13 protein-coding genes are annotated in these 12,723 nt (G+C 32.2%); 3 read left to right on the top strand and 10 right to left on the bottom strand.

Going from position 1 to position 12,723, the window contains the following annotated elements:
- Positions 1 to 9: 9 nt before the first annotated feature.
- From DSQ20_RS00785 to DSQ20_RS00760, 6 genes are all read right to left on the bottom strand, one after another.
- Positions 10 to 1,191 carry a glycosyltransferase gene (locus tag DSQ20_RS00785; protein ID WP_179365675.1) on the bottom strand — a complete coding sequence of 394 codons (1,182 nt, stop codon included), beginning with the start codon at positions 1,189 to 1,191 and terminating at the stop codon, positions 10 to 12.
- Positions 1,192 to 1,255: 64 nt separating this feature from the next.
- Positions 1,256 to 2,044 carry an N-acetyltransferase gene (locus tag DSQ20_RS00780; protein ID WP_179365674.1) on the bottom strand — a complete coding sequence of 263 codons (789 nt, stop codon included), beginning with the start codon at positions 2,042 to 2,044 and terminating at the stop codon, positions 1,256 to 1,258.
- 19 nt (positions 2,045 to 2,063) lie between these two features.
- Positions 2,064 to 2,705 (bottom strand): PIG-L deacetylase family protein, encoded by a 642-nt coding sequence (locus DSQ20_RS00775; RefSeq protein WP_179365673.1) that lies wholly within the window; start codon positions 2,703 to 2,705, stop codon positions 2,064 to 2,066.
- 49 nt (positions 2,706 to 2,754) lie between these two features.
- The gene (locus DSQ20_RS00770; RefSeq protein ID WP_179365672.1) at positions 2,755 to 3,687 is read right to left on the bottom strand and encodes an NAD-dependent epimerase/dehydratase family protein; all 933 of its coding nucleotides are present in this window, start codon (positions 3,685 to 3,687) and stop codon (positions 2,755 to 2,757) included.
- Between the two features lie 4 nt (positions 3,688 to 3,691).
- On the bottom strand, positions 3,692 to 4,588 hold the full coding sequence (locus tag DSQ20_RS00765; protein ID WP_255458278.1) for a glycosyltransferase family 2 protein: 897 nt from the start codon (positions 4,586 to 4,588) through the stop codon (positions 3,692 to 3,694).
- Entirely contained in the window at positions 4,585 to 6,027 is a 1,443-nt protein-coding gene (locus DSQ20_RS00760; RefSeq protein ID WP_179365670.1) for a B12-binding domain-containing radical SAM protein, read from the bottom strand. The genes DSQ20_RS00765 and DSQ20_RS00760 overlap by 4 nt, the downstream gene beginning before the upstream one ends.
- Positions 6,028 to 6,200: 173 nt before the next feature.
- On the opposite strand from DSQ20_RS00760, the gene DSQ20_RS00755 reads away from it, so the two are divergent.
- Positions 6,201 to 6,833 (top strand): glycosyltransferase family 39 protein, encoded by a 633-nt coding sequence (locus DSQ20_RS00755; protein WP_179365669.1) that lies wholly within the window; start codon positions 6,201 to 6,203, stop codon positions 6,831 to 6,833.
- Positions 6,834 to 6,865: 32 nt separating this feature from the next.
- A complete protein-coding gene (locus DSQ20_RS00750; protein ID WP_179365668.1) occupies positions 6,866 to 7,762 on the top strand; it encodes a hypothetical protein in 897 nt (298 codons plus the stop codon).
- A 3-nt stretch (positions 7,763 to 7,765) separates the two neighbouring features.
- Here the strand turns inward: DSQ20_RS00750 and DSQ20_RS00745 are convergent, their stop codons facing one another.
- Positions 7,766 to 9,097, bottom strand: coding sequence for a nucleotide sugar dehydrogenase (locus DSQ20_RS00745; RefSeq protein WP_179365667.1), 1,332 nt, complete (start codon positions 9,095 to 9,097; stop codon positions 7,766 to 7,768).
- Positions 9,098 to 9,165: 68 nt separating this feature from the next.
- A complete protein-coding gene (locus tag DSQ20_RS00740) occupies positions 9,166 to 10,047 on the bottom strand; it encodes an NAD(P)-dependent oxidoreductase (protein WP_179365666.1) in 882 nt (293 codons plus the stop codon).
- 78 nt (positions 10,048 to 10,125) lie between these two features.
- Here DSQ20_RS00740 and DSQ20_RS00735 point away from each other — a divergent pair, with 78 nt between their 5' ends.
- A complete protein-coding gene (locus DSQ20_RS00735; protein ID WP_179365665.1) occupies positions 10,126 to 11,220 on the top strand; it encodes a DegT/DnrJ/EryC1/StrS aminotransferase family protein in 1,095 nt (364 codons plus the stop codon).
- Between the two features lie 2 nt (positions 11,221 to 11,222).
- Here the strand turns inward: DSQ20_RS00735 and DSQ20_RS00730 are convergent, their stop codons facing one another.
- On the bottom strand, positions 11,223 to 12,428 hold the full coding sequence (locus DSQ20_RS00730) for an asparagine synthase C-terminal domain-containing protein (RefSeq protein WP_179365664.1): 1,206 nt from the start codon (positions 12,426 to 12,428) through the stop codon (positions 11,223 to 11,225).
- A gap of 34 nt (positions 12,429 to 12,462) precedes the next feature.
- Positions 12,463 to 12,723, bottom strand: coding sequence for a hypothetical protein (locus DSQ20_RS00725; RefSeq protein ID WP_179365663.1), 261 nt, complete (start codon positions 12,721 to 12,723; stop codon positions 12,463 to 12,465).

Below are 12,723 nucleotides of genomic sequence, written 5' to 3'. Positions count from 1 at the left end.
TAAAACATGCTAGTTCAGAAAAGTTTCAAATTCTTTTAAAAATCTATTTGCAACATTTTCCCAAGTATAGTTAGCCTCAACATATTGCCTACCTTTCCTCCCAAAACTTTCTAAAGATTTGTTATTAAGCAGTGATATTATTTCAGACTCGAATTGCTCCAAATTAGCATAAATCAATATTTTTGATTCCTCTGGAAAATCATACAATAACCCTTCCAAAGGAGTCGCCAAAATTGGTTTACCACAAGCCAAAAGATCAAAAATCTTAACTGGGGATAATTTTTTTGTCATGTCAGTAATTTCAAATGGATTAATGCATAACTCTGCAAGACTGCAATATCGAGGAATATGCAAGTAAGGCACATAGTCTGTAAAAACAACTTTGTCCTGTATTCCTAATTTTTTTGAGATCTCTTTGAGATTTTCAAGATGTGCTCCTCCACCTACAACAAGCAATTTGAAATGAGGGATTTTTTGGATAATTTTAGGAATCGAATTTAGGATTACAGGTAATCCTGAAATTGAGTGTATACTGCCCAGATACATTACAACTCGATCTTGGTTAGAAATTTGGAGATTTTTCTGCAGTTCTAAATCTTTAGGTAAGGGTTTCATTATATTTGGATCAACTCCTTGGGAAATTATGATTACATGTTTTGATTTCATATCCTCAGACCATTTTTTCATAAACGGAGTGTTTGCGATCACTTCATCAAATTCGGGATATGCTGATTTTTCAAATTTTAAAACTATATTCTTCAAGTATTTTTCATCAATTAAATCATGAACAACATCAAATGTTCTGTGGATTATAGGAATGTCTGATTCTTTACATGCTTTTATGGTAGCCTTTGCGTTTGTTACAATGGAATACAATAAGACAATATCAATATTGTAATCTTGCAAAGTTTTTTTAATAAAACCATATGATGTAAAATATGCAGAAATTCGATTCAGACCTTTAATTGGTATTACAGGAGTTCTTAGAAGTTTAACAGATGATTTTTCATATATTCTATGATAGTTGTTTATGTCGCATGCAATTTCTTTATTTAATGATAATTTTCCTGGATCTGGAATATCTATTGCATAAACATTATGACCCTTTAAAGAAAAGAGCTCTGATAAATGATGAATTTCATACGTAACTTTCTTTAACCAATCGACTTCATGAATTATTAAAATATTCATGTTTTAGTAAAGAAATCTGTCGTTTTATAGTATTTTGTGTAATGTATAGTAGCAAATGTTTTAGCTAAATTCCATATTGTTTACGAATGTCCTCTTTAATGAAACTTTGAGAATCAACATCTTTTATTTTTTTAGCAGGATTTCCTGCAACGATTATTCTTGGGGGAATATCTTTGGTAACTATAGCACCAGCTGCAATAATTGCCTCATGCCCTATTTCAACTCCAGGGCAAACAGTAACGCCACCACCTATAGCACAACCCAATCGTAATTTTGCGCCTCTAATTGTAGAGGGAACATTACGTAAATGTCCAATTGGGGAATTGTTTGTGAAAGTCACACCAGGTCCAATAAACACATATGATTCAATCATCGTTTCTGCACAAATCATTGTGTTATTATGAATAGCACATCTTTTTCCTATCGAAACATTATTTTCACAAATTGTATTTGAACCAATAGTCGTATCTTCAGAGATAGTCACATTTTCTCGAATAATTGCGTTGTGATTGATCCAGCAATTATCAGAAATATTTACATCAAGATAGATTGTAACTCCTGTTCGAATCAAAACATTTTTTCCAATTTTTATTTGATATGTATCTTTTTTTAGAGAGTCATTTTCGTGAGACTGTTTTGGATTATAATAATGTCCAGTAATATTACCATAACCCAAAATAGAATTATCTTCTACAATAGTATTATCATCAAGTGAAACAGATTTTAAAAATACATTATTTCCAATTTTACAGTTATTACCGATTCTAATATTTCCAACAAGAGTTACATTATCACTAATTTTACAGTTTTTTCCAATGAGAATTTTTTCATGATTAATATTTTTGTTGGCCAAAATTATTCCTCAAAACACATTACACAAAAAAATCCACAACTTTTCCTATTTGGAATCCCTCAGCATAATCATTACCAGAAATATGACCCCAGTATCGCTCCCTTTCAAATATTTCTCTTTTCCATCTGATTTCTCTACGAGTCCACTCAGATACATATTGAGAGAGTATTTTTTCTTTAAAGAGATATGATTCTTGATTAAAGCTAAAAAATAAGTTTGGCGTAAAAATATTTACATTATCACTATAAGAATTGGATTGATACATCAGAAAATTTTTTACATTTCGAAATGCTGTTCTAGATATTTCCCAAGTTGCCTTATGATCTGTATTAAGGTCCCCAAACCAGTGAGTAAAAACAGCATCAATTTTTTTGGTGTTTGCAATTCCTTCAAAGATCTGCATTATTTTTTTATTATACACTAGTTTACTGTTAGGCTCTTTATTAGTCGGAACGTAATTTGCACCAATAAGTTCAAACGATTTTAATCCGTATGCTAATGCCTCTGATTCTTTCATTCCTTCATTCTCATCTTTACCATATTGAGAGCTACATACAACTGCTGAGAAAATATTATGGCCTTTTTCCCTTAACTTTTTTAGAGTAAGACCACATCCGAGTTCAATATCATCCCAATGTGCACCAATTGCAAGTATATTCACTGTTAATCAACACAAGTAAAAATAGGTCAGTCTTAAATTTGCTGATTTATTATAATTTTGAATAGGTTTGAGATTTTACAAACCTTGTGATTCCATCTTTAAGACCAATAGTTGGTGTAAAGTGCAAGTTTTGTTTGATTTTATTTGGATTTGTGGAGCTGTGAACAACTACGCCAGGAATGGATTTTTTGTGTATTGTTTTTAGTCCTGGCTTGTTTGCAGCTAAGAGGAAAATTTCAGACAGTTCATTAATTGAGGTAGATTTTCCAGTTGCCAAGTTAAAGACATCAAAAGATTTCTTTTTGTATTTTAAAGCCAAATAAAACGCTCGTGCAACATCATCAACGTGAATAAAGTCCCTTGTCTGTTTTCCGTTTCCAAATATTATGGGAGACTTGTTTTCGTTTAACCTATCCATGAATTTGGAGATCACTCCGGCGTATGCATTATTTTGACGTGGCCCATAGATATTAAATGGTCTTAATGCCGTAATGTTGATTCCAAACAGATCCGAGTAAATTTTACAGTATTGCTCACCGGTCAGCTTGGTAGAACCATAAACAGAAGTAGGAATTGTGGGTGATGTTTCGGTGATTTTTTTCTCATAATCTCCATAGATTGCCGCAGATGATGTAAAAACAAGTTTTTTGATTTTCTTTTTTCTACAAAATTCAAGGACATTCAAAGTACCATTAACATTTACATCATTTACAAAAATTGGATTACTTATTGATTCCACTACACTGGCTATTGCTGCCAAATGAATTACCGCATCAACTTTAGGAAGCTTCATGATTTTTTTGAAATTTCGAATATCATATTTGATGAATTGAGCTTTTTTTCTGTCTACGAATTTTTTGATATTAGAGTAAAGACCACTGTTTAGATTGTCAACGATTATTGGAAAATGATTCTTTGAAACCAATAATTCAGTCAGATGTGAACCTACAAAGCCAGCTCCACCAGTAACAAGAATTTTCATAAAATCACTTTGAAGAGTTTTCTCGTACAAGATTTACTATTGAATATAAAATGATAGAAGTCATAAGTAAAACTGTGCCAAAGATTATTGTGCCAACACCAATTACTGCAGCACTCAACAGAATTTGTCTTGTTTCTGTGAATCCCTGAATAGTCATAATTGTAAATATCAACCCTATTCCGAAAAAAATTAGCCCTGGAATTCCATAGAATTTCAAAGGATGCTCAATTGAGATAAATTTTAGCGTACTAAGTGTTACAGATACGCCATGCGAAACGGGATGTTGTGTAGAGGTTCTGCCTTCATATGATACAACTATTGGCACCTCGGCAATTTTAAACCCGCTTTTACTTGCTTTCATAAGAATTTCATTGGACACTCCCATACCTTGCTCTGACGGAGTAATTGTCAAAAGAACGTTTTTGCTGTATGCTCTAAAACCACTTTGAGAATCAGTGACGGATTCTTCTAAGGAAGCATTAGCAAGTTTAGTTATCATTTTTATCCCAATTTTCCTGTATTTTGGAATGTTCTCCTGATTTCCCTCAAGGAATCTTGAACCAATAACTAGATCTGCCTGGTTTTTAATTATTGGTTCTGCAACAGGCAATACATCAGAGATTCTGTGTTGACCATCAGAGTCCATTGTAACTAGAACATCACTTTCTAGTTCTCTAGCTTTAAGAAAGAGTGATCGTATGGCGCCACCATATCCAAGATTTCTTTCATGATTAATTACAATTGCCCCCATTTTTTCAGCTATTCTTCCAGTATTATCACTAGAACCGTCATTGCAAACAATTACTGTATCTGCAATTTTGTTTAAATTTTCAATTATTGAAGCAATATTTTTTTCTTCATTATACGCCGGAATCCCTACAGTAATTTTCAAATTAATCACTTGGTATCTTTTTTCAACATCTTGTAACCATTGTAATACATTGCAAAATCTTTGAAACTTCTAACACTAAGTAGTTTTTTGAGTATGTAAGAAGGTCTGAAGTAATATTCACGGTATGCCCTTTTTGCCCAATATGCTAAATCTTTGGCAGATAATGCATTTGTAGTTAAAACTGGAGCTTGAATTCCACCAGAACCAACACCTGCATAGACAAACTTGTCCCAAGTATCATCTAGTTGAATCAAGCCAGACTTTATGGCTTCATCATACAGCTTGTTACCAGGAAACGGCATAGTTATTGCAAACTGTGCATATGTACAATCTAATTTTTTTGCAAACTCGATTGTTTTCTTGATTGTCTCTTCTGTTTCTTGTGGCAACCCAATCATATAATATCCAACAGTCTGAATTCCAGCCTCATGTGTCCACTTTACAGCATCTTCGGCTTGCTTGAGGGTTGCTCTGCCACCTTTAATTTCATGAATGAATACGCCGTGTTCTATTCCATAAGAGATCATCCTGCATCCTGCTTTTTTCATTTCCAATAGCAATTCTTTGTCAACTAGATCTACACGAGTTTCAGCGTCCCAATCTAGCTTGAAGCCTAGTTTTTCAGGATTCATCGCCTTCATCAATGTCATGGTTGCTTTTCTATTAAGAGACATCACATCATCATAGAAAGTCAATTCTTCAATTCCATATTCTGAATGAAGATATTTGATATGATCAACAACATATTCAGGAGACTGGTTTCTAAATTTTAATCCAAAACTATTTTCTCTGTTACAGTAATTGCAGAAAAATGGACAACCGCGAGACCACATTATACTAGACCACTTTTTTCCAGTACTCTTTGGAGGGTGTGGGTGATAACCATCAGGAAAATGTGGCAATTTATGATAAGCAGGGTATGGCAATGAATCCATATTATCTATGTATGATCGCGGTGCTGTTGGTACTACTTTTCCTTCTTTTCTAATAAACAAGCCAGCTACATCAGAGAGAGCTTTTCCACTAACAATTTCTTCAATTTGTCCTTCACCTTCATCATATACGATTACATCTAATGCAGGGCATTTTCTCATAGTAACATCAGCTAAAACAGCATGGGGTCCTCCTAAAACGGTAAGAATTGACGGGTTGACTTCTTTTACAGCAGTTGCAGCTTCCAAAGCAGGATTTGCAAAAGGGGTAAATGCACTAAATCCAACTAGATCAGGATTATGTTTTTTTACTGCCATTTTTACATCGTAAACATAATTTTTTGAGAAATTACCATCAAGAATATCTAAAACATTTACATCTGGTAGTCTTTCAAGAACTCCCGCAAGATAAGCCAAGCCCAATGGAGGTTGTGGATGAGGATCTGCATCAGAGCCGCCTTGTAAAGCATTTGACCCTGTAGGTGGACGGGTAAGTAGAATCTGCTTATATTTCATAATTAAAACAGAATCTAATCATTATTTAAACATCATTCGAGATTATTTTGAATAAATCATTAAATTAATTAAAAAAACGAATTCCATAGTTTTTCCTTGAATAAATAGCATAATTAATTTAATTTTATGGATTCAAATTATCCATATTAAGCCTATCAACTAAATTGAGTATATTGAATTTAAAATATGCAAAAAATCCCACTATCAAAAACCCAATCATAGTTTTACCTACAATTATTGCAATTGGAATAACAATTAGATTTCTTTTTGTTCCATTTGAAATTCCATTGAATTCAGATAATTTTGCATATTTTATGTATGCCATAGATCATAGCTTAGGACAAAACTCATCTATGCAAGTTTCCAATAACGGTTGGCCACTTTTTGTAAGTTTTTTCTTTTCATTGTATAATTCAGGTAATTTTTTGGACTATATGGCATTGCAGAGAATTTTATCAGTTGTGATTTCCTCACTAACTGCAATTCCTATTTATTTTCTTTGCAGAAAATTTTTTGATGAAAAATTTGCATTATTGGGAAGTTTAATCTTTGTCTTTGAACCAAGAATAATTCAAAACTCAACTTTTGGAATTACGGATCCGTTATACATTTTGTTGATAGTTATCGGGATGGTTCTCATATTAAGTTCGAGTTATAAGAAAAATTATTTGGCTTTTATAGCAATTGCGTTAGCATCTACAGTAAGAATTGAAGGGCTATTTTTATTGCCTGCATTTATTTTCGTGTTTTTTCTAAAAAATTCAATAAACAAAGAAAAATTTTTCACATTTCAGTTTCAGTACTAATTTTTATTTTAATTGTTTCAGCAGTGGGAATTTTGAGAACGGAGGAATCTGGTTCAGATAATTTTTGGTCCCGAGTTAGTGTTAGTACTGAGGAGTTGACAGGTAGTCCGGAAACTAAAATGTATGGTGGTACAATTAATCTTGTTTCTGAAGGTTTGATAAACACATTCAAGTTTCTTGGATGGTCTCAAATTCCAATGTTGATCTTTGTTGTCCCAATTGGATTTGTATTAATGGTTAAAGATAGAAAGATTGCCAAATTTGTGCTCAGTATTGGCTTTTTTATTCTCTTACCAGCAGTCTATGCATTTTCATTTGCGTCAGATACAAGATATCTGTTTCCTTTGTATCCAATTTTTGCATTACTAGCGTTATTTCTTTTTAGATGGATATATGAAAATAAGAATAAATTTTTTAAAATTTCGCTAATTTGCTTAGTTGTGTTGATTGTAATTTCTTCTCCATTATTTCTAATTTGGAAAGATATTGACAGAGAACATGAGAGTGCAGTATATGAGATTATGAAAGAGATGATCCCTTCAAATGCAGTAGTAAATAATTTTGAACCAGAATCATCGTATGTTTTCTCTGCTGGAATTAGTCAAATGAATAATTTTCCAAGGACTTGGGCAGAAATATCAACAAATACAGCAATAGTACAGATAAGAGGAACAAATTCTATGGAGGAATTATTAACATCAAGTGGATATCATGAAGATAGGTTCGGAAGATCCTTTTTAGTTGAAAAAATAACCCATATAGTAGTAAAAGAAGATAACAGCCCAGCATTTCTAAACGACGTATTTGAAAATGAAGAAAAATATGATTATTTAACTAAAGAATATGATTCAAAAGAAAAAGGACACGACATTTACTTTAAACTTTTCAGAATAAATTATGAAAAAATCCCTGATCAAAAACAACAATAAAAATCAGTTTTTACCAATTCCAATTGTATTGAGCATACCAGCTGAAAATAACTTTGAATTGAGAACATTTCGTCCGTCAAAAAACAAAATCAATTTTTTTCCTTTTGAAAATGATTTTGAATCAAGTTTAGAATAAATTTTATGATCTGATGAAATGAAAATTAAATCTGCATTCTTGGTAGCAGTTACAAGATCTTTTGTAAGAGAAACTGATTTTGGCAGTTTTGTGTCTTCAAAGATATACGGATCATGAACAGTTACTGTACATTCTTTTTTTAGAAATTCATTTACAACATCATATGTAGGAGACAATCTTGTATCTGTAACTTCGCCTCTAAAACCCAATCCAAGAACAGCTATCTTTGCATTTTTAGGTTTAATTTTATTTTTTAAGAGCATTTTGATGGCATCATCAACACATTTTTTGGGCATGTTATCATTGATTCTTCTAGAGTATTCTAAAAGACTCATTGTCTTGCCAAATTTTGATGCGTTTTCTATAATTATGCGTGGATAAACCGGAATGCACAGACCGCCTACACCGGTACCAGGATAATGCAAATGACAAAAAGGCTGAGAATTTGCACCTTTACGAGTTTCCCAAAAATTAATTCCAATTTTTTCACAATATTCTGCTAATTCGTTTGCAAGTGCAATGTTTACATCCCTATATGCTCCCTCAAATAATTTTTCAGCTTCAGCTTCTGCTAAAGTAGGCATTTTTAAAACTCCTTTTTTAGAAATAATCCCAAATAGATTTTCAGCAATCTTCAAACTCTTGGGTCCAAGTCCAGAGATTACGGCAGGATAGTTTTCTTCAATATCTTTAACTGCTCTTCCTTCAAAAATTCTTTCAGGATTGTAAATGAGGTAAAAGTCTTTTTCGCCTTTTAGTTTGCTTTCTTTTTCAAGAATTGGCAAGACTATTTTTTCTGTAGTTCCAGGCGGAACAGACGGAGATAAAATTACAGTATCACCTTTTTTGAGGCCTTTGGATATATTTTTGGTTACTTGGATTACAGAACTAAGATCCACCTTTTTGTTTTTCAATCCTACTGGAACTACGATAATTTTGATTGAAGATCTTTTTGATGCGTCAATTCCATTAGAAGTTAGAAAAAACGACTTGTTTTTAATGGATTTTGAAAAAGTTTCAGATAAGAAAGGTTCTTTCTTATGAGAAACACCATCTTTAATTTCAGCTAAAAGGGTTTTAGAAATATCAACACCAATAACTTTAGCACCTGCTCTAAGCCAAACAGCAGCTATAGAACCACCAACATTACCAAGCCCATATATTGCAAAAACTTCTTTGGATAAAATTTGTTTAGTCAATTACAATCACGAGTAAATAAAGTACTAATTTAATTATGTCATTTCAAAAATTTTAATCAAAAAAGTAATCATGAGTTATTTTTTAGCCAATCAACTGTTTTACTGAGACCAATTTTAACATCTGTTGAAGGGGTTTTACCAAACGTTTCATGCAATAGAGTTGTATCGGCCACAAAATTACCTATCTCACCTGGTCTGACAGGTTGGTACTCAATTTTTGGCTCAATTTTAAGAATTTCAGACATGTTTTTTACAATTTCTAGTATGGTACTGCCTTTTCCAGTTCCCATATTGAAAACCTTATTTTTTCCAATTTCTGAGGAAGCCGCTTGTTCAAAAAATGGAAGAATGTCTTCAATGTAAACATAATCACGAACTTGATCTCCTTTCCCAAAAATTGTAATAGAGTCATTGTTTTGAATTTTATTAAAAATAGATGGGATTAATCCGTTTTTTTGAAATGGTCCATAAATATTAAAAAATCTAAACACAGTGTAATCTATACCATACAGCTCATGATATAGACGCAGATAATGTTCAGACGTTAATTTTGTTATCCCATATGCTGTTTTAGGTTTTGGAGTATGATCTTCATTTACATGAAAAGATTTTGGCTCACCTACAAGAGAGGAAGCAGAAGTAAAAATCACTTTAGGAACTGAATTTTTTCTACAGCTTTCAAGTAAATTGAGCAATCCCATGATGTTAACTCTAGCATTGGTAATAGAACCATCAAGAGAAGAAACTAAAGAATGAGCAGTCAGATGAATTACAGCATCTACATCTCTAACTATTTTTTCCACTGAATCGTAATTTGTAATATCACATTTAGAATAATTTTGATCAGTAGAGTCAAGTTGATCAGATGTATAGATATCATGTTTTTCAGACAACCCCTTGACCAAGTTTTTTCCTACAAATCCTTCTGAGCCCATTATCAGTATTTTCATCAACAAAAACCCTGCCTCATATTCTAAAAAAGCTTGCTAAAAAATACCTTAATACGAGAGAGCAAAAATCCCAAATTAGTGACTGAAAAGAAACTCATACCACTAGCTGTTCCCGATGTAGGAGAGGATGAGATAAACGAGATCAGAAAAGTAATGGCTACAGGTTTTCTAACAGAGGGAAGCACTACAAAAGAATTTGAAGATATGGTTGCAAACTATGTGGGAGTAAAACACGCAATAGCAGTTACTTCATGCACTACAGGACTTCATACGGTATTGGAATGTTTGAATATTAAAGGACAAGAAGTAATTGTTCCAGATTACACGTACCCTGCTACTGCCGAAGCAGTAGTTTTGGCGGGTGGAATTCCAGTACTTGCAGATGTGGATTTGGATAGCATGAATATGACTGCAGATATTCTGGAGGAAGCATATGATGAAAAAATGAGCGTTTTCAGTCCAGTTTCATGGGCTGGAGTTCCATTAGAAAAAGAAATCTATCAAAAGGCAAAAAAACTAGATTTGAAATGTCTGGAAGACTCTGCTTGTAGTTTAGGTGCAAAAATTGGCGAGGATTATGTTGGAAAGATTGCAGATTATTCTTGTTTTAGTTTCCATCCAAGAAAAGTAATTACAACTGGAGAGGGCGGCATGATAACTACAGATAACGATGAAATTGCAGAAAAGTGTTATTCCTTTAAGCATTTTGGAGCAAAGGGTACTTCGTTTGAAACTATAGGAACCAATTACAAATTATCAAATGTGTTAAGCGCCATCGGGCTAGTTCAGATGAAGAAAATTGAAAAAATAATTGAAGACAGGATTCAAAAGGCAAAAATTTATCAAGAATTATTATCAAAAATTGGAAATATCAAACCAGCATATGTAGGCAAGAATACAAGACAGACATTTCAATCATACACTTGTTACGTGCAAAAAGACGGTTACAGAGACAAGATAAGAAAGGCATTGGCTGATGAAAATATTCAAAGCCAAATTGGCACATATGCATTGCATTTGGAACCAGCATACAAGAATATGAAAAAGGTGGGCAATTTAGAAAACTCGGCAAAATTATTTAATAACGCATTGACACTTCCGCTTCACAAAAATTTGACACGGGAAGATCAAGAAAATATTTTCAGGATAATCAATAAGACACTAAATGATTAATGTTAGATTAATTTTTTAGTACTTTTTAATTCGTTTGTTACAAAAATTTTAATCCATATTTCTAAAGCAAGTATAGAAATTAGTCTATTCAAATACCTTATGTCTCCATCAAATTCAATTTTATCAAATGCTTTTACAGTCCAGTCATAATTGATTAGATTTTTTTTATATATCTGAGAATTTTTATTTAATAAGAATGACTGACATATTTCTTTACCATTTTTCTGCCAATCAAAAAGCAAACTAGGTGAAAAACCTTTTTTTTCTTCAATATGATTTATCCCTAACCTTTTTGATATTGCTCTTAACACTAATTTTCCTCTGTTAGTTTTGTTGTCATATTTTTGATGTAATGGTAGTTTTTGTGCAAAAGTTATCAAAGATTTATCCAAAAATATTGGAATGTTTTTGATTTTGTAATAATCAGATATTGCTTTCCCAGTAGGTATAAAATCAAATAACAATTTTCCATTAAAATCAGCTAGCATTACCTGAGAAATAGGATCTAGAGCATTATGAAAATAAGGTTTGAAATAATTGTAAATTTCATTCCAATTAAACTTGATACATTTACCAAACAAATTATTTTGATCCGGAACCCAATCTCGATTATGACACTCTAGATATTTTTTAGTTTTTTCTAGCCATTGATCCTTTGACTTTAAAAGTTGATTGAATTTATGATATCGAAAAACATATCCACCAAATAGTTCATCAGCGCCATCACCAGTCACCAAAAAATTTGCTTTCTTTTTAGCTTCTTTGGCAACAAGATGAGTGTAAGTATTCCATCTGGGCCTCTTGGAAATAGAGATGATCTCGGGCATGTTTGTAAACATCGAACCCATATGAAGTACTTTGAATTCGGCAGAGAATTTGTCTGCAATTTTTTTTGCCTCAATCGATTCATCAAAGCCATTTTCAAAAACTCCACATATAGCAATTATTTTTCTTTTGGGAAACGTTTTTCGTAGTATTGCTAAACATATTGAAGAATCAATTCCACTACTTAGCGAGATTGCTATTGATTTATTGTCATCAGGGATAGAATTTTTTAAAGAGAGAGTAAGAAGATTTTCAGTCACAAGCCCATGTGGATCAGAAGTTTGAGTTTCAAAATCGTTCCAAGTTGCTAAATGCGGGGAATTTATCAGAGGATCATATCTAATTGTAAGATAATTACGAATTTGGTTTTTGTTAATTTGCAACTATTTTTCTTATTTCAATGAAGTAATTATTGTTTCAGGTTATACTAGAAGTTTTTACAACATAACATGCATAACCACTTTCTAGTTCTTTGATATATTTAATATTTAGATTAAACTCAGCACACCATGACTGTATTTCATCTTTTGAATGTCTCCAACAATATTTTGGATGATACCAATCAATATTAACAAGATTAGAATAATCATATCCCCATGAATCTTTCCAAAAACATTTGAAAAAATAATCATAAAAAAATCTCTGTAGATCATATGTTCCTTTTTTTATTCCCAACAA

The organism is Nitrosarchaeum sp. AC2, from assembly GCF_013407385.1.
Classification (GTDB): Archaea; Thermoproteota; Nitrososphaeria; order Nitrososphaerales; family Nitrosopumilaceae; genus Nitrosarchaeum; species Nitrosarchaeum koreense.
This window is presented reverse-complemented; position numbering and strand designations above follow the sequence as displayed.